This window comes from Anaeromyxobacter sp. SG66 (assembly GCF_022690805.1).
Taxonomy (GTDB): Bacteria; Myxococcota; Myxococcia; order Myxococcales; family Anaeromyxobacteraceae; genus Anaeromyxobacter; species Anaeromyxobacter soli.
The window spans coordinates 1-25,624 of record NZ_JALCZC010000027.1; the positions used below are offsets into that span (position 1 = coordinate 1).

Here is a 25,624-nt window from a genome sequence, read left to right on the forward strand (position 1 = left end):
TGGACCGACCGTCGCTATCTGGACCTGTCGATGCTGAAGTCGAAGGACGTCGCCGCCGCCAAGGCGGCGTGATTCAGCCGAGGAGCTTCACGCGGAGTTCCATTCACACAGAAGACGGGACTTGACCCGCGGCAATGGGGCTGTGGTTCTGCGCGGTTGCGTGCTCGCGGTGCGCGCCGTGGTGCGTCTCGCGACTCTACAAAGGTGAGCAGGTGGGGCGCGACCACGATGCCGGGGCGCGCGATCCTGCGGTATAGACCTTCGAGTGAATCTCAACACCGCGTTGCTCAAGGTGCAGCTTCGCGCTGAGCGGGGCGAGCCCTCCGTCCTCGTCAAGACGTTCGTGGACGTCGGGCACCTGTTCGCGCTCCTGTCCACCGGCGATCATCAGGTCCTCTACGGGAGGCGCGGTACGGGGAAGACGCACGCGCTCAAGTTCCTGGCCGAGCGGGTTCGCGTCCGCGGGCAGATCGCCGTCTACGTCGACATGCGGACCATCGGCTCGTCCGGCGGCCTGTACGGCGACACGGCGACGCCGCTCGCAGAGCGCGCAACGCGGCTCCTCATGGACACGTTCGGCGCGATCCACGACGCGCTCGTGGACATCGCGCTCAGCGACTCGGTGTACACCGATCTGCTCCCTCGCCTGGACGCGCTCGCGGACGTCGCGACCGACGTGCGCGTCACGGGCGGCTCCGTCGAACGGGAACTCGCCGAGAGCGCCACGCTCTCGGAGAAGGCGGCGACGTCCATGTCGCTCGGGTACCCGGTCGCGTTCAAGGGGGAGGACACGGCGGCGACCGAGGAGACGCGCAAGAGGGAGGTGCGCCGGGTCGAGAAGGGCCAGGAGACGCACCGCGTCCACTTCGGAGCGGCGTCGAAGCAGCTCGCGAGCCTGGTCGCAGCGCTCCCGGCCGGCCGCCTTTGGCTGATCTTGGACGAATGGAGCGTCGTTCCGCTGGACCTGCAACCGTTCCTGGCCGACTTCCTCAAGCGCTGCGTGCTCCCCGTCTCGGGGGCGACCCTGAAGATCGGCGCCATCGAGCACCGCTCCCGGTTTCGGGCGCCGAGCGCCGTGCCCGGCGACTACATCGGCCTGGAACTCGGGGCCGACACCTCCGCCAACTTGGATCTCGACGACTTCATGGTGGCGAACAGCGACCCGGACCGCGCGAAGGCGTTTTTCCGGGACCTCCTCTTCCGGCACGTCGAGGCGGTCTTCGCCGCGGAGGGGGAGACGCACCCCGCGCTCTTCAACGCGGAGACGCTCGTCGCCGCCGCGTTCACGCAGCACAACGCCTTCGACGACTGGGTGCGCGCCGCCGAGGGCGTCCCGCGCGACGCGGTGAACATCCTCTCGCAGGCGGCGCAGAAGGCGGCCGCCGAGGAGCGCCTCTCGGTGCAGCACATCCGGCACGCTGCTCTACAGTGGTACCAGCGCGACAAGTTCCCCGCCGCCACGGCGAACACGGAGGCGGCCGAGTTGCTGAACTGGATCGTGGATCAGGTGATCGGGGGGCGCCGCGCGCGCGCGTTCCTGCTCAAGCAGGGCGAGAGCCACCCGCTCATCGACATCCTGTACGACTCGCGCGTCCTCCATGTCGTCCGGCGCGGCGTGAGCGGCGGCGACGTTGCCGGGGTGCGCTTCAACGTCTACGCGCTGGACTTCGGCTGCTACGTGCACCTGTTCAACACGAAGAAGGCGCCCTCCGGCCTGTTCGCCACCGAGGACGAGGCCGGGAAGGAGGTGTACGCGGAGGTTCCGCAGGACGACTACCGCTCGATCCGACGCGCCATCCTCGACCTCAGTCGGTTCGAGAGGCACCTCCAAACCCGTGGGGCGTAGGTGCGCGCGTCTCTCGAAGACTATGCCTAAGGACCGCAGCGGCCGGCGCGCCCCACCTGCCAAGAGCTAGGCGCGACCTCCCGAGCGTTAACGCCATGCCGCAGGCCCGTATCGAGAAGCGCCTGGCCGCCTTTCGCGAGCTGCTCTCGTTCCTCGACTCCGCCTCCCTGCCCGCGCCCAGCGGCGCGTTGCACCACCTCGCTAACGACACCTTCCGCCGGCTGAGGAGCCAGATTCGCGCCGTCCTCGCCGTCGCCACGGCGGACGGGATCGACGGCGATGACGTCGCGGTGATCGCGCGCCCGTTGCTGGAAGCCGGGATCACCGTCGGGTGGGTCGGCAAGGACGAGATGAAGGTGGCCCAGTTCCGCCAGCACATGCGGGACCAGGCACTCGTGTTCATGCGGGAGTTCGTGGACGCCCTGAACGGTGGCCCGCTCACCACCTCCCCGAAATACCCTCGGTTCCCCACGTTGCGGAGGCGCGCGAAGGAGGCCGGGCACTTCTACGCGAACGCCTACGCGATGGGCTATCCGAGCATGAGCGCCGCGACGCACGGCCTCGCGGGCGAGTTGATGAGGTCCATGGAGCCAGGGCTCATCGCAACCAGTAACGCGCTGGAGCACGCGGCGGTCGGCGCCGCGCTCATCCTGATCTGGGTCGGCGCGGTGTTCGGGAGGGAGAACCTCAGGAACGTGGCCGCGCGTCTCGTTAACGAACAGTGAATCACGACTATTTATGGGTCACGACCGCATCTGCCTCGTCGTGCCAGGCGTCCGGGGAGTCGACGTCTCGGCCCAGCTCCTGGGCGATCTCGCGGACGAGCTGGAGCACTTTCGCGCGGTCATCGGTCCTCAGAGCGTTAACGTTGCGGTTCCAAGGTCCAGGTAGGCGGTCGTAGCCTTCGCCAGGGCCCAAGACCGGGATCGTCCTCCCCCCGGCCATCCACCGCGCGCCCAGCTCGAACAGTACGTAGCTCGACTCGGTGGACAACGACGTGACGAGCCCGATGAAGACCGGGGCGCCCTTGACCTCCGCGCGGATACGGTCGTGCGTCTGCGCGCCACCCTCCAGCGTGCAGCCTGCGACGCTCGTACACAGGATATCCGCCTTGTTCAGCGGCGGCTTGACAGCCATGGTCAGGAGCCGGACCAGCTTCGACGCTAGGCCCGCATCCTTCGAGCTGTGACTGATAAAGACGAGGCGGGCCGTTGGCGTAGTCGCGGCAGCGCGGGCGCACGGTTCCGATCCGGCAACCGAGTCGGTTGCAGGCGTTGCGGACGGCGCCGGACTAGCTGGCGCGGACCGGGGGACCACCGTGCTCGCGCCCTTGTTGAACTGACGCACGGTGTCCAGCGCAACCTCTATCTGTTCGGCGCGCTGGAGAGGTGGCAGGCCCCGCGGCTCGTCGTAGATCCGGATGTTCTGGGACAAGCGCTCCATCTTCTTGGCGGTGTCCCGAATCCTGCCTGAGACGGAGAGCGATCTCTTCGAGAAGGGAACCCCCGCTACCACCTTGGCGCTTTTGATCGTGCGATGGAGGTCCTCGGCGACGTCGACGGCGACGCGGTCGTCAGTGAAGCTGGCACGGAGCATATCGGTGACGCGAACTGCCCACTGCTCGACGGCCTCGATCGCGTGCTCCAAGGGCAAGCCGTTCGGGGAATCTTGAATCGTGGTCGTGAGCTGTTCGGCCTCGCTGGCGAGGCTACGCAGGCGGGCAGCGACGAGGGACCGATGGGTTTTCAGCAGCAGCGGGCTTGGCAACGTGTCGCCTCCCGAAACGCACCCACGAAACGCACCACGGAGCCCGGAAAGGAAAGAGCCCGTCACCTCAAATCCTCTGGGGTGACGGGCTCTTAGGCTGTCGGGGCGACTGGATTTGAACCAGCGACCACTTGCACCCCAAGCGACCATGGGCCGAGAGGACAGGGTGGCACCGGGTGGCAGCGCCTCGCAACCACTCGATATCCTTCATGGCCGCGCCGGGCCCGGATCCCACGGCGTGGCACCGATCGCACCCCGTGGCACGGTAAACGGTGCGCCGGCGGTGCGCGACGCTCAGTCCGTGTCGGCTCTCCTCACCGTCGCCGAGGTCGCCCGGCGCCTCTCCGTCTGCCGCGCGACCGTGTACCGGCTGTGCCGGGAGGGACGGCTCCGGCACGTCCGCGTCTCGAATGCCATCCGGGTGCCCGAGCCGTCGCTTGCGGAGTACCTGCGCCGCGGCGGGGAGTGAACCGCGGGGCTCGCTGACGAGGGGGGAGCGGAGCCGGGCCCGGGGTCTACTCGTCGTACTCCGGGAGTTCCGGGCGCCGGTGCTCGAGGTTCGTGAAGTAGATCGGCTCGGTCCCGACCTTCTGGAACTGCAAGTAGCGCAGCGCCCGCTCGAGGCGGACGTCGGGCATTTCCTGGACGCCACGGAAGTAGACGGCACCGAAGCACCCGGAGGAGTGGTGCCGGATGACGTGCTCCATGAGCTCGACCGCCATCGCGTACGTGTCCTGGGCCGGCGCGACCTCGATCGCGTCGATGTAGAGCAGCGAGCTGCCGAAGCCGGGCTCGCCGAGCGTCGGTCGGAGCTCCTCCTTGAGCATTCCAGCGTCGTCGAGCAGCACGAAGCCGAGGTGGCCGAGGTCCGCATCCACGTCGTCGGCGAAGACGAGCGGGTTCTCACCGCCGTTGACCAGGACGTCGTACCGCAGCAGTTGCCACCGCACGTGGGCGACCGCCTCGGCCGTGTCGGGACGCTCCTCTGGCCACTCGTCTTCCCCCACCAGGAACACGTGCGCATCGAAGAACTGTCGGAACTGGTCCGCCAGGTCCTCGGTCCGGAGCGGCCGTGGATGAAGCGTGGGCCAGACCATCATGTGGTGCGGATCGAACGCGACTCGACGGCGGGTCGTCTTGCGCGGGCCTTCGGAGTGGTCGACATCGCTTCGCGCTCCGCACTCGTCTCTAGGTGAAGTCCCATGTCCACGAGCCGGGATCCCAGCTTCCGTGTGCGTCGGAGCCGAGCACCGGGTCGAGGAACCCCCGGGCCGCCGCTACGACGTCGTCGAGCGTGGTCCAGGGGAGCGCATCTTCCTCGGCGATCGCCGCGTACGGCTCTTTCCAGTCCGTCGGCGGATCGGGGAGGCGCGACGGCGCAGGGTGCGTGGCGCGGAACCCGAAGGTCTGCTCCAGCGCAGCTCGGACCCGCCGCGCGTCCCGCGGACCGATCTGCCCGAGCAGCGCTAGGTCCGGCAGGTCCTTCACGCGCGTGCTCGGTGTCGCCCGTGGAAGCGTGTAGGCGTGGAGCTTCTCCGCGACGTGCGTCTCGACTGGATACACCCGCAGCTCGGGGGCGGCGATGCCGGCGAACGCCAGCAGGTCGCCGCCGGTGATCAACTCCGGCTCGCCGAGAATGGGATCGCCGAACGCGACGTCGACGCCGAAGGGCTGACCGTAGAGCATGCCGGCGAGACGGCACTCCGCCCGGAACCGCTGGCCTTCGTACTGGACGCCGGGGCCGGCGATGTCGGGGTGGCGGGCGTCCACCCTGACCTCGAAGGACATGAAGTCGCCGAGGTCGAGCCTGCCCGCCTCCTGGAGGCGCGCGAGCAAGCCATCGGGCGATCCGACCAGGCGGAGGTCGATATCGCGGGTGGTCCGCGCCCGCTCGAGGCGCAGCTCGAGAACGAGGCCGCCCTTGAGGATGGCCGCGTCGCCGAGGACGCGCACCAAGCGCGCGAGGTACCTATCGAACACGAGCAGTTGCCGCCGCCGCGCGATGCCGCCCGGCTCGGCGACGTTCCGTAGCCTCTGGTCGAGGGCCGCCTTGAACGCCGCCGGCGTCGCGTACGCGCGGGGCTTCATCCTGGCACCTCACGCAGCCCGGCGGCCTGCGAGACCTCCGCGAGCCGATCCGGCGAGACGAGCCCCCGGGACGCCGCCTGCTGGAAGGCCTGGGCGAGCAGCTCCGGGGAGAGGTGTGCCATCGCACAGTCGAGGAGGGTTCGGCCCGGCTCGGTCACGGGGACGGCGCCGAACCACGCTCGTTCTTCGGCGCGAACCGTAGCGGGGTGAAGCACCACTCCACGGGGAATCTTGAGGCGTCTCCCCCGCCAGTCCGCCGGAACCGTGAGATGGAGGCGCTTCGGGAGGACGTCGGAGAGCCCGTGCAGCGAGAGCGCCGTCTCGTGCGAGAAGACCCCGGCCTGCTTCGACCAGAGCCAGACCTCGGCCAGCTCCTCGTGATCGCCGGCCGGATAGTGAACGAGCCGGTAGATCCCGCGGCGGACTCGCCTGACGCGGCCGAACTCGACGTACCGTTTGAGGAGCTGGTGGTAGTAGCCCGCCTCGGCGGCCTGTTCGGTCGTGAAGAGGCCGTCCTGACCCGAAGCTGTCGCGAACAGCTTGTCCCAGCTCGGCTTTTGGGCTGAACGCGCCACCGCGCGAATCTAAACGTTACGTTGCCTTTTCTGCAAGCGCGCGGCTGTGCGCGGGTGCCGATCCGCTGCGGGGGGGACTCGCAGTCGAGCCTCAGCCACTCCGTGTCCGTCCCGTTTGCTACGGTGAAAACGGGGGGTGTTCTGCGCCGCTTGCGAGGATGGCGGCGTGGTGCTCCCTCGCACGCATGGCGATCCGGGACGACACGACAACCGAGTCGCTCGTCGCGTCGGTCACCGACGCGCGGACGGCGCTGGTCTACCTCGTCGTCCGCGAGTCCGATCAGTACGTCGCGATCATGGATGCGCTCGAGTCGTCGATCACCGACCTCACCCCGCGCGAGGTCGGCTCCCGGGTTCGGGCGGCGACGGGCCTCGCGATCGAGGACGCGCTAGTGGAAGCTCGCCTCGACAAGCTCCGGGACTGGGGAGCGGTGTCGGCCCGGACCGACGCCTCCCGGATCCTGAGGCACGCGGACCTGCTCGCCCGGAACTGGCGCTACACGGCGACGCCCGTCGGACGCCAGGTCCAGCGGTTCTACCGGAAGGTCCTCGCCGGTACGCCGACCGTTCGCGAGATCCCGCTCTCGAGCCTCGCGCGCGTCGTCGAGACAGCCGAGGCGCTCGTCGCATCCACCCAGCTCGGCTCGGACACGGCGGGGCTCGTCGGGCAGCTCTTCGTCAACCACGACGACCTCGACTCGGCGCTCGTCGGCGCCGAGGACAACCTTGCCGCCCTCGTCGACCGGTTCGACCTGGACGAGGAGTCGACGGCCGAGCTCAAGTCGCTCCTGGTCGGGTACGCAACGCACGTGGCCGTCGAGCTGGGACGCGGCTCGGCGCGCGCGCACCGCGCGCTCGTCGCGCTGCGCGGCGGGTTCACCGAGCTCGCCGCTGCGGCGGTCCGTGCTTCGGATGCGCGTGCGCTGATCGAGCGCGGTGCGATCGGAGCGTCGCGCGGTGGCACCGTCGAGGACTGGAACGCGCTCCTCGCGTGGTTCGATCCCGACTCCGGACGCTCGGAGCGTTTCGCCCTGAGGCTCGTGCGCGCCCTGCCGGGCATGCACGTCAACCTGCGCCGGCTCCACACGTCGTCGGGAACCGCGACGAACCGCAGCCGCGCGCTCGCTCTGGCGCGTGCCTGTGCGCACCCGACGCTGGGCACGGCAGTTCTCCTCGCCGCGCTCGGCGACCACCCGTGGCGAAAGCTGTATGCCGAGTCGCCGGACGCCGATCTCCCTCGCGTGCGCTCGTGGCGCGACAGCGCGCGGGTCGACGTGCCAGAGCTCCTCCGGCTCACCGGGCGCGCCGGGGCTCGCGGGCGCGCGCCCGCCGCTCGCGACGACGCTGCCGCGCGGAGCGCGGTGGCCCAGGCACGCGCGAAACGAATGGCCGAGCACGCCGCGGCCATCGAGGAAGTGCTGATCGCGGGGGCGGGAGCGTCGCTCTCCGAGCGGGCGGCTCGGGTCGCGCTGGCGGCGCTCACCGCCGCCGCGAGGGCGAGGAGCGAGGGCGGGCGCCGGGTCGCGGTCCACGACGGGCTCGGATGCACGCTCTTCCATACCGGCGCCGGCCTGGGGTGTGTCGTCGCACCGACGTGGCGCGTCCTCACGCCGGGACGCGTTCCGGTGTTTCATCGTCCGGCCGAGACCGCCCGCGCGCCCGAGGTGGCCGTGCACCACGAAGACGACCAGCCCCGGATCGTGCTCGCGGGCGGTGCGACATGAGCGAAGCAGATCGCATCGAGGCGGCGGCGGGAGCGAACGTCGGACCTGATGACGAGCCGCGCTCGAGCGAGCACTCCCGGCGCCGGCGGTGGGCGCCGGAGGCCAGCACCGAGACGGCCGCGGTGCTTCGGCTGCTCGCCGTGCGGCCCTGGCTCGTGTCGGGACGCGACGACGAAGGGATCGCGGCCGTCCGACGGAACCTCCCGGCCGTCCGCGACGCGCTTTCGCGGCTCGGGTGGGTTCTCGTCGTCGAGCGCGACCTCGTGCGCTTGCGCAAGTCGCCGCCGGCGCGCCTCGGAGCGTGGGCGGCGGATGGTCCGACGCCGCTCCAGGCGTCCTGGTTCTTCCTGCTCGTCGCCGGTGCCGAGTCCGTCGCGCCGCGCGTCGGACTCGCGCAGCTCGTGGCCGCCGCGCGCGCCGCAGCGGCCGAAGCCGGCCTTCCAGTGACGCACGACATCGCGGAGCGTCGAGCGATCGTGCGCGCCCTGCGCATGCTCGACGAACGCGCCGTCGTCGTGCAGGTGGACGGTGAGCTCGACGGCTTCATCGAGGACGAGGACGCGCCCGTGCTGCTCGCCGTCCATCACGCGCGGCTCGCGCACGTCATCGCGAACTTCGGCCCCGGAGGTCCCGCGGAGGACCCCGCCGCGTGGCTCGAGCGAGTTGAGCGCGAGCCGGACCCCGCCCGCAGGATGCGCAGGCGGCTCGTCGACGACGCCGTCGTGCACGTCGTCGATCTTGACCCCGCCGAGTCGGACTGGCTGTCACGGCGCGTGCGCGGCGACGACGGCGCGCCGCTCGCGATGGCATTCGGCCTCAGGGTGGAACGGCGGGCCGAGGGCGCGGCGTTCGTGGTTCCCGAGGAGGCATTCCGGTACCTCCACGAGCTCGGGCCCGTGGCGTTCCCCGCCCCCGGAACCGTGCCTCACGCGGCCCTCCTGCTCTCCCAGGTCGCCTCGCTGAAGGGGGCGCTCGGCTCGACGACGGAAGGGCCGGGACCGGGCTGGAGAGGGCTCCGCGAGGACGACGTCGTCGAGGAGCTCCGGCGGCTCGCGGGGTCGCGCGCCGACGGTCGCGGTGGCTGGCGGCGCGAGCTGGCGGACGCTCCGCGGCGGCTCGCGGAAGCGGTGCAGGGTCTCCTCTCGGCCCTCGACCTCGTCCGCCTGAGCGCGAACGGCGGAGCCGGCACGTGGTGGTGGTTCTCGCCGGCGACCGCGCGGTGGTCCGCGCCACCGGACCCGAAGGCGCGCAAGCGCGCGGAGGCGCTCGCGTTCGACTTTGATACCGATGGGAGCTCGGAATGAACGCTGCGCCGCAGATGCCGGACGTTACCGCGTCGAAGCGGCAGGCGGGCGCGCCGGACAGGTTCGGACGCCGATGGCGTCTCGTCGGCGCTGGCCTGAGCAACGTCTGGCGGTTCGGAGATCTCGAGCTGCCCGCCGCGAGCGGGCGGCTCCTGCTCCGCGGTCCGAACGGCACCGGGAAGACGACCGCGCTCGAGGCGCTCTGGCCGTACCTGCTCGACCTGAACGCGACGCGGCTCGCGGCAGGCAAGGCGCGGCCGACGAGCCTCTCGTCGCTCATGCGAGAGGGGGCGGCCGGCAAGCGCCGCTTCGGGTACGCATGGCTGACGCTCTGCGGTCCCGGGGACGAGGGGGTCTGGTCGTACGGCGTGAGGCTCCAGTTCTCCGAAGGCGGATCGCCGCCCGTCCGCGTCGTCCCGTTCGCGGTCCCGGGCCGCCCGCTTCACGACCTCGCTCTCTACGTCGAGGGGAGGACGCCGCTCACGGCGGACCAGTTCGAGCACGAGGTCATCCGCTGCCGCGGGCAGGTCTTCGCGGACGAGGACGCGTACGTGGCGCACCTCGCCGCCCGGCTGTTCGCCGCGGCAGACACCGAGCCCGTGATCACCCTCGCGACACGGCTACGGCAGGTACGCAACCCGACGTTGCTCGGGGAGGTGTCACCGCAGGCCGCGGCGGACGCCCTCCGCGAGTCGCTGCCCGGCGTGGCGGACGAAGTCGTCGCCGCGACCGCCGAAGCGCTGGCCGAGTCGGAGTCGACACGGCAGGCGTTCGCGAAGGACCGGGAGGCGTCGGAGCTGCTCGGCGAGTTCTGTGCGGCGTGGTGCGCGCACGCGGCGGAGGTCGTCACGGGCGCGCACTCCGCGGCGCTCGAGGCCGCGAAGAAGGTGCGCGCGTGTCAGGGGCAGCTCAAGACGCGCGGCACCGAACAGGAGAAGGCGCACGCCGAGCTCGAGACGGCCGCGTCGGCCGTCCGGCGCCTCGAAGGTGCCGTGGCGGACGCAGAGGCTGAGGTCCGAGCGCTCGAGGCCCACCAGGCGTACCAGGATGCGGGGCGGCTCGCCGACCTCAGGACCACGCTCGACGTCCGCGCTCGGGCGAGCGACGCCGCGGCGAGAGCGATGCAGGGAGCGGCGCGGGCCGCCGTGTCGCGAGGCGAGTCGCTCCGCCGCGAGCTCGACAACCTCATCGAGGACGTGAACGAGTGCGTCGCCGACGCGGTCGAGGGGGGGAGCACGCGCCGGCCGCCGATTCTGTCCTGGACCGACGCTCCGCGGCCGGTGCTTCGCGCGGGTGCGGTGACGGCGGACGCGGGTCCCGAGCTCGTGATCCACGGTACTCCGGATCTCCTGAGAACCACAGCCGCCTCCTGGAACGAGACCGCCGACGCCCGCGCGCGAGAGTCGGACGCGGCGGCGCTCGCGCTCGCCGACCGCAGGACGGCGCAAGTGGCCGAGGCGGCGGCCGTGGAAGCGGAGCGCGCCGCGCATGAGGCGGCGGCGACCGCGGACGCGGCCGTCGCAAGGGCGGAACGCGCCGACGCAGCGGCGCGCGAGGAGAGCGCGGCGCTCCTGACCGCGGTCGCGGCGTGGACGCAGGCGAACTCGCGCCTCGCGATGCCGGATGGCATCGCTGGCGGCGGGGAGCGGCCGGAGGAGGCGCAGGACGAGGGATGGTCGCCGTCGGACGTCGACGAGCTCGCGACCGCGGAGCCGGGACAGGTGCTCGCGACCTGCGAAGGATGGCAGAGGGAGGCGCAGCAACGCGCCGAGGCAATGGCTGCCGAGCTCCGCAGCCGTTCGCAGGCGGAGGCCGGCGCGGCGCGCGACCTTCGCCGCGACGCGGCGGCGCTCCGCGCCGAGGCGCGCGAGCTTCGGCAGGGTCGGCTGCTGCCGCTTCCGAGGCCGGAGTGGGCGGGCGCCGGTGATGACGAGGTCGCCCTCGGCTCGGCGCTCGAGTGGCAGCCCACGTTCGGCGACGAGCGGGAGCGAGCGCTCCTCGAGGAGGTCTTCGCTTCCGCGGGGCTCCTCGGCGCGACGCTGAGTCCCGGCGGCGCCTCCTCGCCGGCGTGGCGGGTCGACGCCCTTGGGCGCGAGGTCGCCCCGAGCCTCGCGGACGTCGTCGCCGTGGATCCGGAGCACCCCCTCTCCGGCGCTGCGGCCGCCGTCCTCGCGCGCATCGCGCTCGCGCCCACTGCCGACGTGCCCTCGTGCGACGACGCGGGCTTGACCGTCGGAAGGGACGGCACCTTCCGCGCGGGTGTCCTCCATGGGCGTGTTCCAGGGGCGGCCGATCCGGCGAAGCTGGCTTCATCCAGACATGTCGGCGCGCGCGGGCGGAGGGCGGCCGCGCTCCGGAAGGCGGAGGAGCTTGACGCGCAGGCGGTCGAGATCGAGCGACACGCCGCCGAGCGGGAGGGGCGCTCGGCTCAGCTCCGAGCGGAGGCGGACGGGATCTCAATCGCCTCCCGGAGGTTTCCGCCGACCGCCCAGCTCCGCGCTGCCGAGTCGAGGCGGGCGGCGCTCGTGAGCGCCGCGCGCGAGGCGCAGGACCACGCGAGCGAGGCTCGGACCCGCGGCGACGAAGCCCATGCGAATGCGCGCCAAGAGCTCGCGGCGTGGGTCGAGCGGACTCGCGCCGTCGGGCTCCCGGCCGAGCTGCCCCGCCTCGAGCGGATGCGCGATGGAGGAGCCGCGTCGGCAAGTCGCCTGCGACTCGGCGCGACGCGCCTCGCGAAGCTGGCGGACCGGCTCGCCGGCGTCATCGTTCGGCGGCCCGTCGGGGAGGTGGAGGACCTCCAGCGATTCGAGGCCGTCGCGTGCGAGGCGTTTAGAGAGGCCGCAGACACGAGAAAGGCCGTCGAGGTTCTCGAGCAGACCGCGGGCGCCGCGATCGCGGACGTTCTCGCGCGGCACGAGGCCGCGCAGAAGCGGCTCGCACCGCTGCGGCTCGAGCTCGACCCGGCGCGCAAGACTCAGCTCGAGGCCGTGCAGCGAGAGACCGCGGCGTGGCACGCGCTCGACGAAGCGGGGCGCAAGCTGCGCGACGCGGAGCCCGGGGCGGCGGAGGCGCTCGGCGCCCTGCGTGCGCTGCTCGAGGTTCCCGGCGTCGCGGACGCGGTCCTCGATGGCGAGCCGCCCGGGAACGACGAGTCGCTTCTCCGACAGGTGGAGTCCAAGCTTCGGGACCGCCGGACGATCACGAAGAAGACGCTCCGCGAGCGCGCCGACACGGTTCGAGCTGGGCTCGCGGGGACGTGGTCGCTCGATCCGGGCGAGGACCACGGCGAGCTGCTCACGTGGGTCCTCACGCATCGCGACGAATCGTACACTCCGACGCAGGCGGCCGTGCACGCCGCGACCCTGCGCCGCCGCGCCGAGCAGGCCCTCCAGGCGTCGGAGGAGAGGGCGCTCCGGGAGTTCGTCCTTGGTCGCCTTCCGGGAGCGATCGGCACGGCCTGGACACGGCTCCACGACTGGGTGTCCGAGGTGAACCGGAAGATGCGCTCCGCGTCGGCGTCGTCGGGCGTCGGCGTGCAGGTTCGGGTGCCGCGGCGCGGCGGCGACGATCTCTCGGCCGCGTCGAAAACCGTGCTCGAGCTCGCCTGTGAGGTGTCCGACGCGGAGCGCACGCCCGACCAGCAGCGGTGCCTCGGGGAGGCGCTGCAGGCGCTCCTCGCGGCGGCGCCGGGCGAGTCGATGCAGCAGCGCGTCGCCTCGGCCGTGGACGTCCGGGAGTGGGTGGACCTCGAGTACGAGATCACCCGGCCCGGCGGCAAGTCGCAGCGCTGGAACTCGAAGACCGGTCTGTCCGGAGGTGAGCGCCGCCTCGTCGTGCTCGCCCCCATGCTGGCGGCCATCGCGGCGGCGTACGATCGGTTCGGACCGCAGGCGCTGCGCATCGTCCCGCTCGACGAGGTTCCGGCGGAAGTCGACGAGCGCGGACGCGAAGGCCTGGCGCGGTACATCGCCGCGCTCGACCTCGATCTCGTCTGTACGAGCTACCTGTGGGACGGGTGTCCCGGGGCGTGGGACGGGATCGATGCGCACGACCTGGAAGCGGGACCGGACGGCACGGTCGTCGCCTTCCCGATGCTCGTGCGCGGACTCGCCGCGATCCCGGACCCGGGACAGACGTCCGCGCCGGAGCGGCGGTCATGAAGGGCTGCGAGCTGTGCGGCGGCGCGTGCGTCGGTGCCGACCTCGGGCCGCTGCTGGACCCGCGCCTCGCGTGGCTCTGGGAGCAGGTCGCGGCGGCGGCGGATCGCCGTGGCGACCCGGCGCTCGCGTCTGGGATCCTGGACGTCCGCGCGCCGACTGAGCCGGACCCGCGCGCCGCCGCCGGCGGCCTCCTTGGAGGACGCGGGCTCAAGGCCGGTCAGTCGCGGCGAGTGGACCTGTCGGATCTCGCTGACAGGCTGCGCGTGCGCGGCCCGCTCCTCACCCCCGGTGCCGTCGCCGCGCACGCGATGGGGCGCGCGCTCGCCACGCGGGCGAGGGCGGAAGCGGACCGGACCGACGGCGAGCGACGCCTCCACGAGGCGTTCGTGGAGACGCTGTCGGCGAAGTCGCCGCGCGTCGCGGGTGGCCTTGACCGCGAGGTCGTCTGGGCGGCGCTGCGGCGCAACGGCTGGGTCGCGCGGCTCCTCTCCGCGGGAGACGCGTCCTCGCTGCTCCAGCGCGTGAACGGCGTGTTGGCGGCCCTCCCTCCGGACACGGCTTGCGTCGATCGCCGCAGGCTCGCGTCCGACGTGACCGGAGATCCTCACGGGCTCGACGGTGGGACCCCGTTGGCTGGCCTGACGCTTGCGATCCTGGCGGCGAACGGAACCATACGGCCACGGCAGCGCCCGCGCTCGGCGTGGGCCGAGGTCGGCGTCGAGTGCGACGACGTAACGGGTGGTCTTGTCGCCGTTGGGATGATCCCGGTGGGCTGGAACGTACCCGCTGGTGCGGCGATCACACTCTCGCCGCGTGTTCTGAGTCGATGCGAGTGGCCGCGAGCGGGGGAGGGCGAGCGATGGGTCTTCGTTACCGAGAACCCGTCCGTCTCTGCGGCGGCTGCGGATCTGGCGGACGACTGTGACGTCCGGCTTCTCTGTACGGACGGTACTCCGTCGCGACGTGAGATCGATGCCATCGCTCGACTCGCGGCTGCCGGGTGGCGCGTCGCCGTGCGAGCGGACTTCGACGAGGCAGGCCTCGGACACGTCGCGGCGGTGCTCGCGGCGATTCCCGCGGCGACGCCATGGAGGATGGCGGCCGGGGACTATCTCTCAAGCGTTCCGGCGGACGTCGCCGCTGGTACCAGGCTCGATGTTGATCGCTTGCCCGAGGCGCCGTGGGACGCACGCCTCACCGAGACGATGCGCGCGACAGGCGCGGCAGCGTACGAGGAGGCGCTCCTTCCATTATTGATGCAAGACCTCCGCGTCGGAGCGCCACCGGCGATGGACGGCGCCGAAGCTCCGGCGATAACGGCGGCGCCGACTCCGTAGTCAAGGCGTCAGCTGTAGCCGACACGTGGACGGCGCCTCGGGTTCCGACGACGCCGCGCGATATTGCGATGGACGCCTTCTGCTGCTTACGAAGTTCATTGCCGCTGCGGATACCTGCGACTTTGAGGCGGATCGCTGGGCGGAAGTGTTGGGTGAGCCAAGCCGCGTCGCGACGCGACGAACACGAGGAATGCGCCGATCAGAATCACACCGGCGCCCGATGACCGGATGCTGTTCAGGCTCATTCGTGAGGATGCGACCCGGTACGACCAAGCCGCGACTGCATTTCTCGGCTGCCCCATCAGCCGGAGCCCGGTCAGCTGGATCCAGGGGGCGAACCAAGCGATGCAGACGCCGGCGGCGATCAGGATCGCACCACTCGTCAGGACCGCGAACGAAATGCCTGCCCCCCATGCTCCCTCCGACGGGCGTCTCATCACGCCGCGCACGGCTGGTTCAGAAAAGCGCGCTTCCTGGTGAGCGTCAACACGACGTCGCACGGGGCGAGCGCTGCGCAAGAAGTTCAGCCCGAAACGCGAGGCGATACGGGAGCGTGTCGTCGTAGGCTTGGGCGTCGGTTCCGAGCGCGTCCGCTACTGCCTGTCGTCGTATCGCTGCCATCCCGCGGGGAGCTGCGACGCCCGCGCGATGAACAGGGGGATTCGCTCCTTGCGGCACACCGCCTTGATGTCGTCGATGAGCTTCTTCTCCTGCTCGGAGTAGGCGTCCGGGTGCGTCGTCACGATCCAGACGCCGTTCGCCTGGACGCTCGTGTCCTGCTTTCGGGTGAAAGCGAGAAGCTCGGACGGCGATTGAAGCACCGGCTGGGCGGGCTCCGGCTTGAGGTACTCAGCGTAATCGACGACCAGACCCCACTTTCTGCCGCCCAGGTCGGCGACGCGCCGGGGCAGCATGTGAACCGAGATGCCCCGGGCGCGCTCGGGAGCGTCAGCCCAGGCTGGGGACGTTGCCGCTGCGATGAGGAACAGGAGGGCGGTTGTCAGCGCGCGCATCTTTCGAAGATACACGAACGAAGCCCACACGATTCGTGAAACGGGAGCCGAGCGCCGAGGACGCGCCGCGGAAAAACGCACCACGAAGCGCACAGGACGCCCGAAAAAAACAGAGCCCGCCACCGGAAACCGACCGGTGACGGGCTCTTGGAAGTCGGGGCGACTGGATTTGAACCAGCGACCACTTGCACCCCAAGCAAGTGCGCTACCAGGCTGCGCTACGCCCCGGGAACTGCGGGGAGCGGATACGTAGCACCGCGACCCGAGGCGGTCAACGGGGGAACGGTGCCGTTCGGCGGGCCGGCCGCTCCGCCCCGGAGCCCGGACGACGAGGCGGGGCGCCGGGGCGGCCGGGGAGTCCGCGTCCGCGGGGAATCAGGCCTTCCGAGCACCCGCGCCGAGCGCTGCGCGGCCGTTGGCGGGGGCCCGACCGCCGGCTGCGCGGCTCAGGGGCGCGCCTTCCCGTACTGCACGCCGTCCGTGGTGAGGAGCGCCGGGCCCTCGGCGAGCACGCGCGCGTCCACGACGCGGCCGATGCAGAGCAGGTGATCGCCCACCTCCAGCGTCCGCACCAGCTCGCAGTCGAGCCAGGCGAGCGCGTCGTCGAAGAGCGCCGCTCCGGTGACGCCCTCGTGCGTGCGCACCGCGTCGAGCTTGTCCTCGCCCGTGAAGCTCTGCCGCGCGAAGTGGCCGGCCATGCGCCGCTGGTCGGCCTTGAGGATGTTGAGCGCGAAGTTCTTCGTCGAAACGAGGAAGTCGATCGAGTAGTGCTGCCGGTCCAACGCGATGAGGACGTGCGGCGGGTCGAACGACACGGGGCACGCCCACGACACGCTGAGCGCGTTCTCCGCGCCTCCGCGGCCGACGGTGACGACGCTCACCGGCAACGGGAAGCGCTTCAGGACCTCCTCGAAAGGCATCGTCTCGGCGCGCGTGGGCATGGGGGTCTCTCCGGCGCGAATCCTGCTCCGGGATCGAGGACGGCGCCTTCCTCCCCTCGGGGCGGGCCCCGAGCGCGGGGCGGGGACGGAGAGTGGCGACAGGGGAGCGGGAGCGTCGCGCCCGGGCGCAGGCATTGACGGCGAGCACGGACCGTGAACCTGGCCGGCGGAGAAAGCCGGCGACGGGTCGCGCCGCGAAGCGGTCCGCCGCCGAGCGATCCACCCCGCGGCGCGCTCGACGGGGGGCGTGAGACGCGCCTGCTGGCCGCACGATGGGCAGACTTTCCACTCGCGGTCGATCTCCGCACGCGTCCCCGCGCCCTCGTATCGGCGACGGAGCACGAGCGATCGCTCGGCTCCTCGGCCGCCGAGAGCAAGACGAGGCGAGGAAGGGGGCAGGAATTTCCGGACATCCGGCGCCCGTTCCATACACACCAGTCGGCAATTCACGCCCAACGGCGCAGCGAGGAAAACGTGTCGATCGAGACGAACCACATGGATCAGCTGCCTTCCAGGGAGGCTCCCCGGGAGCCGATCGAGCGTCCTGCCGCCCGGACACCGGGCGAGGAAGGGGAGTTCCCGCTCGAGTGGACGCCCACCAGCCTGGCCGAGCTCTGCCCCGCCGCGCTGGCGGAGGTCCGGGCCCTGGCCGACGACGTCGACTACTCCCCGGATCCGGATCGGGAGGGGTCGGGCGAATGGGACGCGAGGCGCGTCGCCTACGCGATCACGATCCTCCTCGAGGACGCCATCAAGCGCTCCGCCGGCGCCGGGCCGGTGTCTCTGCGCTGGCGGGAGTACGAGGACGAGGTGGTCTTCCGCGTCCAGTTCCCGCGGCCGCTCGCGCGCGGCGACCGCTTCGTCACCTACTTCGAGGAAGGCGTCCGCCCCGACGGGGCCGACGACACCGTCGGTACGCTCCGCCTCGTCGTCGCGCGGAAGATCGTGCTGCAGCATCGCGGGCGGCTCGCGCGCGTGCGCACCCGCGCCGGTACCTGCTACGTCGCGACGCTGCCGCGCTCCCCAGCGCGCGCGGTGCGCGCCGAGGAAGACGCCCTCGAGCTCGAGTAGGCGGTCGGAACCGCTCCGCCTGCCGCGCCCCGGCAGGCAGGAGCCCAGGGACTCCCGCCGCCGACGCCGACTCCGTCCCGCTCGCCCGCCGAACGGCTCGGCGCGAGCGGGCAGGTCGTCGGCCTCCGCTACTTCACGAGCGGCGCCACCTTCCGGAACTCGGGGGTCGCGGCCTCGTGCAGGAGGTCGAAGATGGCGGTCTCCGCGGTGGTCACGATGGCGCCGACCTCGCGGCAGAGCTCGAGGCCCACGCGGCGGTGCTCCTCGGTCCGGCTCGACACCGCGTCCGCGCAGACGTGGACCTCGTAGCCCATCGCCACGAGATCGCGCGTCGTCTGGAACACGCAGACGTGCGTCTCCATCCCCACGACGATGACCTGCCGCCGCCCGGTCTGCTCGAGCGCGGCGGCGAAGCCGGGGTCGGCGCCGCAGGAGAAGCGGGTCTTCTCGAGGGGCGGGGAGGGGAGGAGCTCGCGGAGCTCCGGGATCGTCCGGCCGAGCCCCTTCGGATACTGCTCGGTCGCGAGGATCGGCAGCCCGAGCTCCTTCGCCGCGCCGATCGTGGCGCGCGCGTACTTCACGAGCCGCTCGAGCGTCTCCTCCGGCATCGCCGGCGTGAGCCGCTCCTGCACGTCCACCACCAGCACCGCCGCCGTGGTGCGATCCAGCTTCACCTTGCGTCCCATCGCGTCACCTCCAGTTCGAACGGGGGTCGCGCCCCCGCCCCGCCGACGGCTGGCCGCCGTCGTCGGGGGCCCACCCTGCTCGCCGGGTCCCGTGCGCCGACGCGATCGGCTTCGCCGATTCCGCGTCGGCGCCCCGGCGGCTCGCCACGCTCGCCTCTTCGCGATCCTGATCGGTCGCTCAGATCGCGTACCCCGCCGCCCCGCTCGCCGCCGCCGCCTCCGGGTCGATCGCCACGTCCACGCAGTAGACCGTCCCCGACGCGAACGCGCGCTCGAGGGCGGGCTCGAGGTCGGCCGGGTCCTCGACGTGCTCGCCCTTGCCGCCGAACGCCTCGACGACTCGATCGTAGCGGGTGGGCGCGAGCTTCGTCGCGACCGCGTGGTCGTCGCCGTAGAGGCCGCGCTGCGGGACGAGGATCTGCCCCCACGCGGCGTCGTTCCCGACGACCACCACCATCGGCAGCCCGAACCTCACCGCGGTCTCGAAGTCGAAGCCGTTCAGGCCGAACGCGCCGTCGCCCTGGACGACGCACACCGGCCGCTCGGGCGCGAGCAGCTTCGCGGCGATCGCGAACGGCGCGCCGACGCCGAGGCAGCCGAGCGGGCCCGGGTCGAGCCAGCGCCCGGGCTTGCGAACCTTCAGCACCTTGGCCGCGACCGCCACCACGTTGCCGCCGTCGCCCACGAACGTCACGTCGCCCGCGCGCGAGGCCACCCGGTCGAGCGCCTTCGCCAGGCGAAAGTGGTGGATGGGCCGCTGGTCGCTCTCCTCGAACGCGCGCTGCTTCTCCGCGCGGGCCGTCTCCTTCTCGCGCAGGAACGCTCGCCACTCCGCCGCCGCCGGCGTGAGCTTCCCCGCCTCGAGCGCCTCGAGCACGCTCCGCGCGTCGCCGACGATCCCCACCTCCACCGGCCGGTTCCGGCCGATCTCCCCGCCCTCGACGTCCACCTGCACGACGCGCGCGCCGGGCGCGAAGGTGGGCTCGGTGCCGTAGCCGAGGCGGAAGTCGAGCGGCGTGCCCACCACGACGACCACGTCCGCCTGCGCGAGCGCCTCCTTGCGAGAGAGCTGGAACGCCGACGGGTGGTCCGGCGGGAGGCAGCCGCGGCCCATGCCGTTCAGGTAGACCGGGATCCCGCTCCGCGTGGCGAGCCGCGCGAGCGCGTCCACGCCGTCGTCCCACCAGACCGACGACCCGCCGAGCAGCACCGGCCGCTCGGCGCGGGCGAGGAGCGCCAGCGCGGCGTCGAGCTTGCGCGGATCGCCGGGCATGCGCGCGTCGGTGCGGTACAGGGTCTGCGCCTCGGCGAGCGCCTCGTCGGCGCCGTTCGAGAGCACGTCCCAGGGGAGCTCCAGGAACACGGGGCCCGGCCGGCCGGCGCGCGCCACGCGGAACGCCTTCGCGAGGAAGCTCGGCACGAGGTCCGCGGAGGGGACGCGGTCCGCCCACTTGGTGATGCCGGCGAAGAGCTGGACCTGCGGCATCTCCTGCAGCGAGCCGCGCCCCTGGTTGAACGTCGGCGCGGCGCCGCCGAGGAGCACGAGCGGCACGTTCGCCGCCCAGGCGTTCGCGACGCCGGTGACCGCGTCGGTGACGCCCGGGCCGGCGGTGACGATGGCCACGCCCACGCCGCGCGTGAGCCGCGCCCAGGCGTCGGCGGCGTGCGCGGCGGCCTGCTCGTGGCGGGTGTCCACGAGCCGGATGCCCTCGTCCACGCAGCCCGCGTAGATGGGCGCGACGTGCAGGCCCGAGAGCGTGAAGGCGGTCGAGACGCCCTCCTTGCGCAGCATGCGGGCGACGAGCCGACCACCGGTGAGCGTCTCCATCGGGCCTCCTCCGGGGGATTCCCCCGGGACGACGACGCCCCGCACGCAGCGAGGCGAGCGGGGCGTGCGGGACTCCGGGCCGACCAGGCCGGGCTACTTGCGGAAGCGCGACAGCGCCGAGGTGAGCTCGGCGAGCGGCGGGAACTGCTTGTCCGGGTGGACGGTCGCGAGGCGCGCGTAGAGCTGCTCCTCGGTCTCGGCCTTCTCCTCGTCCGGAATGCAGCAGTCCACCGGGCAGACCGCCGCGCAGGCCTCCTCGCCGTGGAAGCCGACGCACTCGGTGCAGAGGCTCGGATCGATGACGTAGATGTCGTCGCCCTGGGTGATCGCGCCGTTCGGGCACTCGGGCTCGCACGCGCCGCAGTTGATGCACTCGTCCGTGATCTTCGTCGCCATGCTCTGCTCCTGGTGCGGCGCGCGGGCCGCGATTCGCCGGGAAGCTCGCCGCCCGGCGCGCGCCAGGATACTCCAAGCGCCCCGAGCGTCCTGGCGCCCCGCCCGGGCCGTCCAGCCAAAAGCGAAGCGCCGGCGCGTCCCCAGGGGACGGGCCGGCGCGGGGTCACCGCCGTCTAGCTCCGCTTACGCGGCGACGCAGCAGTCGACCGGGCAGACCGCGGCACACGCCGGGGCGTCGTTCTGGCCCTTGCACTCCGTGCACTTCGCAGCCTCGATGATGTAGAGGTCATCGCCCTGCGTGATGGCGGTGTTCGGGCACTCGGGCTCGCACGCGCCGCAGTTGATGCACTCTTCCGTGATCTTCAGGGCCATCTCTTCGATCCTCTCGTTTCGCCGTTGGCAGGGCGGTGGGTTGCAGAGGCTTTATGCCCGCGCGCCTTCGTCGAGTCAAGCGTGGGCCCGCGAATTTCCTGGGGAAAATCCAGACCTTTCCAATCGACATTTGCCGTCGGTCAGGACCGATTCGGTCCCCGTTCCGCGTTCGCGCGGACGTGCCGGCGGTCCTCCTCGACCTCCGCGGCGAGCCCCGAGAGCACGCGCCCGGCGCCCAGGAGGAGCGCGGCGCCGGCGATCGCGAGGGTTCCGAGGAGCCGGTCGCGGCGGGCCGCGGCGAGCGCCAGGGCGAGGTCGCGGCGGCGGTCGAAGGCGAGCCGCTGGCGCTCGGCGTGCTCCCCCCGCAGCGTCTGGACGAAGGAGGCGCCCTCTGCCTGCCCGGCGACGCGCGCGGACTGGAGCTCCGCCTCGAGGCCGCGCACGCGGAGGGAGGAGCGGACGGTGGCGGCGAGCCCGGTGAGGGCGACGGCGCAGAGCAGGGCGGTCTTGGTCCGGGACATGTCGGCTTGACTGCTCTGCGAGAGCGCGCAGGATACCCGCCGCCGCCCCGGGGCGGCAAATCGAGCACATGGCCAAGCCCTACGATCCGAAGGATTTTTACTACCGCAAGGCGAAGAAGGAAGGGCTGCGCGCGCGCTCCGCCTTCAAGATCGACGAGATCCTCCGGCGCCACCGCCTCCTGAGGAAGGGCCAGGCGGTCCTCGACCTCGGCGCGGCGCCCGGCGGGTTCCTCCAGATCCTGGCCGACGAGGTGGGCGAGACCGGCGTCGCGGTGGGCGTGGATCTCGAGCCCATCCGCCGACTCGGCAAGGTCTGGGTGAAGACCGCCATCGTGGACCTGCTCTCGCCCGGCGCGCTCGACGCGATCCGCTCCCTCCACGCCGGCCCCTTCCAGCTCGTCACGAGCGACATGGCGCCGAAGACCATCGGCGTGAAGATCACCGACGAGGCCCGGTCGCTCGAGCTCGTGCGGATGGCGCTCTCGGTCGCGGAGCGGACGCTCGCGCCCGGCGGCGCGTTCGTCGCGAAGGTCTTCATGGGCGGCGAGTTCCCCGCGCTCAAGAAGGAGCTGCAGGCGCGGTTCGACGAGGTGCACGTCATCCGCCCCGAGGCGGTGCGCGAGTCGAGCTACGAGGTGTACGTGCTCGGCAAGGGGCTCCGGCGCTCCGCAGGAGCGAGGACCGTCGAGACCGCGTCCGCGACCCCGACCCCGACCCCGACCCCGACCGCGGCCCCGACCCCGACCCCGACCCCGACCCCGACCCCGACCCCGACCCCGACCCCGACCCCGACCCCGACCCCGACCCCGACCCCGACCGCGGCCCCGACCTCTACACCGCCCCGGACCCCGCGCGCCGCCGCGAAGCCGAAGCCGTCCGTTAAGCAGCGCCCGAAGGCGACCCCCAAGCCGCGCCCGAAGCGACCCGCGGCGCCCGCCGCGAAGTCCCGCGCGAAGAAGACGAAGGCCCGCGCGCGTTGAGCCGTGCGCGATCGCTCGCGCGCTGAACGCCGCCGCCCCCGCCCGCTCGTCTAGGCGAGCTTCAGCCGGACGAAGCGGCGCTTGCCGACCTTCACGAGCCACTCGCCCGCGCCGAGCGTGGCCTTGTCGTCCGACACGCGCTCGCCGTTCACCGACACGCCGCCCTGGGCGATGAGCCGGCGCGCCTCGCTCCCGGAGGCGACCACCTTCGCGTCCGCGAGCAGCCGCGCGAGCGGGAGGCTCGGCTGGCCGTCGAGCGCCACCGCTCGCTCCTCCACCTCGTCCGGCACCTCGCGCCGCGCGTGCACCTGCGCGAAGTGCGCCTCCGCCCGCCGCGCCGCCTCCGCGTCGTGGAAGCGGGTGACGATCTCCTTCGCGAGCGCGATCTTGGCGTCCTTCGGGTGCCCGGCCCGGAGCGCCGCGATCTCGGTGCTCGTGCGGTCGGAGAGGAGCTCGTAGTAGCGCCACATGAGGTCGTCGGTGACGCTCATGAGCTTGCCGAACTGCTCCTCCGGCGCCTCGGCCACGCCCACGTAGTTGCCGAGCGACTTGGACATCTTGCTGCCGACGATGCGGCCGGAGTCCGCGTCGAGCTTCGCGTCGAGCCCCTCGAGGATCGGGCCGGTGAGCACCACCTGCGGCGCGAGCTTGTAGTCCGGCATGATGGCGCGGCCGACGAGCAGGTTGAAGAGCTGGTCGGACGAGCCGAGCTCGACGTCCGCCGCGAGCGCGACCGAGTCGTACGCCTGCGCGAGCGGGTAGAGGAACTCGTGCACGCTGATGGGGACGTTGCCCGTGTAGCGCTTCTTGAAGTCGTCGCGCTCGAGCATGCGCGCGACGGTGTAGCGCGACGCGAGGCGGATGACGTCGGCGAAGCCCATCTTGCCGAGCCACTCGGAGTTGTAGCGGACCTCGGTCACGGCGGGATCGAGGATCCGGAAGACCTGCTTCTTGTAGGTCTCGGCGTTCTCCGCGAGCTGCTCGGGCGTGAGCGGCGGCCGCGTGCTGTTGCGGCCGGTCGGATCGCCGATGAGCCCGGTGAAGTCGCCGATGAGGAAGATGACCGTGTGGCCGAACTGCTGGAAGCGGCGCATCCGGGAGAGGAGCACCGTGTGGCCGAGGTGCAGGTCGGGTGCGGTCGGGTCGAACCCCGCCTTCACCCGCAGCGGCACGCCGGTGTCGTAGGCCTTCTGGAGCCGCGCGCGGAGGTCCTTCTCGAGGTGCAGGTCCACCGACGCCCGGGTGACCTCCTGGAACTGCTCGTCCGGCGTCGCGCTCCTGAGCTTCGCTTTCGGGTCCATCGCCTAGGTCTCCTCGAGCCTCTCCTGCACGCGCGCGATCGCGCGCGCGCGGCCGGTCTCTTCGTCGATGTCCACGATGGCGCCCTGGAGCCACACCTCGCGCTTCGCGGGCTCGAACGGCACGGGGCGCGCCGTGAGGAAGCGCTCGACCACGAGCTCCTTCTTCACGCCGATGACCGAGTCCCACGGCCCGCACATGCCGACGTCCGTGACGAAGGCGGTGCCGCCGGCGAGGACGCGCGCGTCGGCGGTCTGCACGTGCGTGTGCGTGCCGAGCACCGCCGACACCCTGCCGTCGAGGAAGTGGCCCATCGCGTTCTTCTCGCTCGTCGCCTCGCAGTGCATGTCGACGAGGATCGCCTTCACGCCCTCGGCCCGCAGCGCGGCGATCTGCTCCTCGGCGACCCGGAACGGATCCTCGAGCGAGCGCATGAACACGCGGCCCTCGAGGTTCACGACGCCCAGCCGTCGGCCGTCGGGCGTGCGCGCGACGCCGCGGCCCCGGCCCGGCGTGCCCGGCGGGTAGTTCGCGGGGCGGAGCAGGCGGGCGTCCGGGCGCTCGAGGTACGGCACGATCTCGCGCTTGGACCAGATGTGATTGCCGCTCGTGAGGAGGTCCACCTCGGCGGCGAGGAGCTCCTCGGCGGTGTCGGGCGTGACCCCGATGCCCGACGCCGAGTTCTCCGCGTTCGCGATGACGAGGTCGATCCCCTCCCGCGCGATGAGGCGTGGGACGAGCCGCTGCACGGCCTGGCGGCCGGGCTTTCCGAAGACGTCTCCGAGGAAGAGGACCTTCAAGGTCTTCGAGGTGTCGCAAGCGGGAGGGGCCCGCGTCAACGGGATTCTCGGCGGAACAGGAGCGTGCGCGCCTCGGTGACGAGCGCGTCGAGGCGCGCGTCGTGCGCCTCGAACGGCAGCGCGGGCACGACCTGGAGCTCGAAGCCGAGGCCGATGCGCGCCGCGCGCGGCATCGCCTCGAGGGTGGCGTCGTAGTAGCCGCCACCTCGGCCGAGCCGGTGGCCGTCGGCCGAGAACGCGACGCCGGGCAGCAGGACCGCGTCCACCGCGTCGCGCGGGACCTCGGGCGCGTCGGCGGGCGGCTCCAGCGCACCGAGGGGCCCGCACGCGAGCGCGTCCGGAGCGCAGCGCCCGAAGGCGAGGCGGCGATCGCCGGCCACGACGCGAGGGAAGACGAGCAAGGCGCCGCGGGCGAGCGCGCGGGCGGCGATGACGGCCGTGTCGACCTCGGCGCCCAGCGCGGAGTACACGGCGAGCGTGCGCGCCGAGCGGAAGGCGGGGACCTCGTCGAGGCGCGCTGCGATGGCGCGGGACTTCTCGAGGCGCTCGGCGGCGGGGAGGGCGCGGCGGGCGGCGACGAGAGCCGCGCGGAGGGCGCGCTTCTCCTCGCTCGCCTCGATCTCTCGCGTCCCGCTCAGCGCCGCCTCCGCGGGCAAAAAAAAGAGCCCCCGCGTAGAGCCGTGTGGCCCGGTTGCTTGGACCTGTATTTCACAGGTGGGGCACCCGGTGCACCAGCGTCCGTAGGCTTCTCCCTCGCTGCTTGGGAGCTTGCTCATGGACGAGGGCGGGCGCTCCGCTTTGGCACAAAGTCGGCCCAAACGACGCGGGGCCCAAGCACGAGCTCGGCAGGGGCAGATCTAGATCAAGAAAAAAGAGCTAACACCGCGGAACACGCAGCGTTTTTACAAATCAGATC

General features: G+C 72.0%; 22 protein-coding genes, 1 tRNA gene, 1 other RNA gene and 1 pseudogene. 9 read left to right on the plus strand and 16 right to left on the minus strand.

All coding sequences use genetic code 11. From position 1 onward, the window contains the following. Nucleotides 1–265: 265 nt before the first annotated feature. Both MNZ39_RS10015 and MNZ39_RS10020 read left to right on the plus strand, forming a co-directional pair. The gene (locus tag MNZ39_RS10015; RefSeq protein WP_242337944.1) at nucleotides 266–1,846 is read left to right on the plus strand and encodes a hypothetical protein; all 1,581 of its coding nucleotides are present in this window, start codon (nucleotides 266–268) and stop codon (nucleotides 1,844–1,846) included. 95 nt (nucleotides 1,847–1,941) lie between these two features. After that, nucleotides 1,942–2,571 (plus strand): ABATE domain-containing protein, encoded by a 630-nt coding sequence (locus MNZ39_RS10020; RefSeq protein ID WP_242337946.1) that lies wholly within the window; start codon nucleotides 1,942–1,944, stop codon nucleotides 2,569–2,571. 7 nt (nucleotides 2,572–2,578) lie between these two features. On the opposite strand, the gene MNZ39_RS10025 is transcribed toward MNZ39_RS10020, so the two are convergent. Beyond that, nucleotides 2,579–3,679, minus strand: a complete 1,101-nt coding sequence (locus MNZ39_RS10025) for a toll/interleukin-1 receptor domain-containing protein (protein WP_242337948.1) — start codon at nucleotides 3,677–3,679, stop codon at nucleotides 2,579–2,581. A gap of 235 nt (nucleotides 3,680–3,914) precedes the next feature. Between MNZ39_RS10025 and MNZ39_RS24915 the strand changes: the two genes are divergently transcribed. After that, nucleotides 3,915–4,082 (plus strand): helix-turn-helix domain-containing protein, encoded by a 168-nt coding sequence (locus MNZ39_RS24915; RefSeq protein WP_200860884.1) that lies wholly within the window; start codon nucleotides 3,915–3,917, stop codon nucleotides 4,080–4,082. Between the two features lie 46 nt (nucleotides 4,083–4,128). Here the strand turns inward: MNZ39_RS24915 and MNZ39_RS10035 are convergent, their stop codons facing one another. The 3 genes from MNZ39_RS10035 to MNZ39_RS10045 form a co-directional block, all read right to left on the minus strand. After that, nucleotides 4,129–4,713 (minus strand): hypothetical protein, encoded by a 585-nt coding sequence (locus MNZ39_RS10035; RefSeq protein ID WP_242337950.1) that lies wholly within the window; start codon nucleotides 4,711–4,713, stop codon nucleotides 4,129–4,131. Nucleotides 4,714–4,801: 88 nt separating this feature from the next. Next, on the minus strand, nucleotides 4,802–5,701 hold the full coding sequence (locus tag MNZ39_RS10040) for a nucleotidyl transferase AbiEii/AbiGii toxin family protein (RefSeq protein WP_242337952.1): 900 nt from the start codon (nucleotides 5,699–5,701) through the stop codon (nucleotides 4,802–4,804). Continuing rightward, the gene (locus MNZ39_RS10045; protein WP_242337954.1) at nucleotides 5,698–6,276 is read right to left on the minus strand and encodes a type IV toxin-antitoxin system AbiEi family antitoxin domain-containing protein; all 579 of its coding nucleotides are present in this window, start codon (nucleotides 6,274–6,276) and stop codon (nucleotides 5,698–5,700) included. The genes MNZ39_RS10040 and MNZ39_RS10045 overlap by 4 nt, the downstream gene beginning before the upstream one ends. A 185-nt stretch (nucleotides 6,277–6,461) precedes the next feature. Here MNZ39_RS10045 and MNZ39_RS10050 point away from each other — a divergent pair, with 185 nt between their 5' ends. The 4 genes from MNZ39_RS10050 to MNZ39_RS10065 are packed head-to-tail and all read left to right on the plus strand — an operon-like array spanning nucleotide 6,462 to nucleotide 14,801. Next, entirely contained in the window at nucleotides 6,462–8,000 is a 1,539-nt protein-coding gene (locus MNZ39_RS10050) for a DUF2397 family protein (protein WP_242337956.1), read from the plus strand. Then, nucleotides 7,997–9,304, plus strand: coding sequence for a DUF2398 family protein (locus MNZ39_RS10055; RefSeq protein WP_242337958.1), 1,308 nt, complete (start codon nucleotides 7,997–7,999; stop codon nucleotides 9,302–9,304). The genes MNZ39_RS10050 and MNZ39_RS10055 overlap by 4 nt, the downstream gene beginning before the upstream one ends. A gap of 14 nt (nucleotides 9,305–9,318) precedes the next feature. After that, nucleotides 9,319–13,464 carry an SbcC/MukB-like Walker B domain-containing protein gene (locus MNZ39_RS10060; protein ID WP_242337960.1) on the plus strand — a complete coding sequence of 1,382 codons (4,146 nt, stop codon included), beginning with the start codon at nucleotides 9,319–9,321 and terminating at the stop codon, nucleotides 13,462–13,464. Further along, on the plus strand, nucleotides 13,461–14,801 hold the full coding sequence (locus MNZ39_RS10065) for a DUF2399 domain-containing protein (RefSeq protein ID WP_242337963.1): 1,341 nt from the start codon (nucleotides 13,461–13,463) through the stop codon (nucleotides 14,799–14,801). Before MNZ39_RS10060 ends, MNZ39_RS10065 begins: the two co-directional genes overlap by 4 nt. A gap of 593 nt (nucleotides 14,802–15,394) precedes the next feature. On the opposite strand, the gene MNZ39_RS10070 is transcribed toward MNZ39_RS10065, so the two are convergent. The 3 genes from MNZ39_RS10070 to MNZ39_RS10080 form a co-directional block, all read right to left on the minus strand. Further along, on the minus strand, nucleotides 15,395–15,814 hold the full coding sequence (locus MNZ39_RS10070) for a hypothetical protein (RefSeq protein ID WP_242337965.1): 420 nt from the start codon (nucleotides 15,812–15,814) through the stop codon (nucleotides 15,395–15,397). Nucleotides 15,815–15,968: 154 nt separating this feature from the next. After that, a tRNA-Pro gene (locus tag MNZ39_RS10075) sits at nucleotides 15,969–16,042 on the minus strand. A gap of 218 nt (nucleotides 16,043–16,260) precedes the next feature. Then, nucleotides 16,261–16,755 carry a flavin reductase family protein gene (locus tag MNZ39_RS10080; protein WP_242337967.1) on the minus strand — a complete coding sequence of 165 codons (495 nt, stop codon included), beginning with the start codon at nucleotides 16,753–16,755 and terminating at the stop codon, nucleotides 16,261–16,263. Between the two features lie 474 nt (nucleotides 16,756–17,229). Between MNZ39_RS10080 and MNZ39_RS10085 the strand changes: the two genes are divergently transcribed. After that, the gene (locus MNZ39_RS10085) at nucleotides 17,230–17,826 is read left to right on the plus strand and encodes a sensor histidine kinase KdpD (protein WP_242337969.1); all 597 of its coding nucleotides are present in this window, start codon (nucleotides 17,230–17,232) and stop codon (nucleotides 17,824–17,826) included. 128 nt (nucleotides 17,827–17,954) lie between these two features. Here MNZ39_RS10085 and MNZ39_RS10090 read toward each other — a convergent pair whose 3' ends face one another. From MNZ39_RS10090 to MNZ39_RS10110, 5 genes are all read right to left on the minus strand, one after another. Continuing rightward, a complete protein-coding gene (locus MNZ39_RS10090; protein ID WP_242337971.1) occupies nucleotides 17,955–18,512 on the minus strand; it encodes a hydrolase in 558 nt (185 codons plus the stop codon). Between the two features lie 178 nt (nucleotides 18,513–18,690). Next, on the minus strand, nucleotides 18,691–20,340 hold the full coding sequence (locus tag MNZ39_RS10095) for a thiamine pyrophosphate-binding protein (protein WP_242337972.1): 1,650 nt from the start codon (nucleotides 20,338–20,340) through the stop codon (nucleotides 18,691–18,693). 93 nt (nucleotides 20,341–20,433) lie between these two features. After that, nucleotides 20,434–20,769: a YfhL family 4Fe-4S dicluster ferredoxin gene (locus MNZ39_RS10100; RefSeq protein WP_308197060.1), complete on the minus strand. Its 336-nt coding sequence runs from the start codon at nucleotides 20,767–20,769 to the stop codon at nucleotides 20,434–20,436. 150 nt (nucleotides 20,770–20,919) lie between these two features. Continuing rightward, nucleotides 20,920–21,108, minus strand: coding sequence for a YfhL family 4Fe-4S dicluster ferredoxin (locus MNZ39_RS10105; protein WP_242337976.1), 189 nt, complete (start codon nucleotides 21,106–21,108; stop codon nucleotides 20,920–20,922). A gap of 140 nt (nucleotides 21,109–21,248) precedes the next feature. Continuing rightward, nucleotides 21,249–21,629: a hypothetical protein gene (locus MNZ39_RS10110; protein ID WP_242337977.1), complete on the minus strand. Its 381-nt coding sequence runs from the start codon at nucleotides 21,627–21,629 to the stop codon at nucleotides 21,249–21,251. A gap of 68 nt (nucleotides 21,630–21,697) precedes the next feature. On the opposite strand from MNZ39_RS10110, the pseudogene MNZ39_RS10115 reads away from it, so the two are divergent. Beyond that, a pseudogene (locus tag MNZ39_RS10115) lies at nucleotides 21,698–22,300 on the plus strand (SAM-dependent methyltransferase); the annotation flags it as partial. A gap of 359 nt (nucleotides 22,301–22,659) precedes the next feature. Here the strand turns inward: MNZ39_RS10115 and tyrS are convergent. The 4 genes from tyrS to ssrS form a co-directional block, all read right to left on the minus strand. Beyond that, nucleotides 22,660–23,910, minus strand: a complete 1,251-nt coding sequence (gene tyrS, locus MNZ39_RS10120) for a tyrosine--tRNA ligase (protein WP_242337981.1) — start codon at nucleotides 23,908–23,910, stop codon at nucleotides 22,660–22,662. 3 nt (nucleotides 23,911–23,913) lie between these two features. Then, the gene (locus MNZ39_RS10125) at nucleotides 23,914–24,708 is read right to left on the minus strand and encodes a TIGR00282 family metallophosphoesterase (protein ID WP_242338020.1); all 795 of its coding nucleotides are present in this window, start codon (nucleotides 24,706–24,708) and stop codon (nucleotides 23,914–23,916) included. Between the two features lie 35 nt (nucleotides 24,709–24,743). Next, on the minus strand, nucleotides 24,744–25,364 hold the full coding sequence (locus MNZ39_RS10130) for a 5-formyltetrahydrofolate cyclo-ligase (RefSeq protein WP_242337983.1): 621 nt from the start codon (nucleotides 25,362–25,364) through the stop codon (nucleotides 24,744–24,746). Nucleotides 25,365–25,369: 5 nt separating this feature from the next. Beyond that, nucleotides 25,370–25,563, minus strand: a non-coding RNA gene (ssrS, locus tag MNZ39_RS10135) — 6S RNA. Nucleotides 25,564–25,624 lie beyond the last annotated feature (61 nt).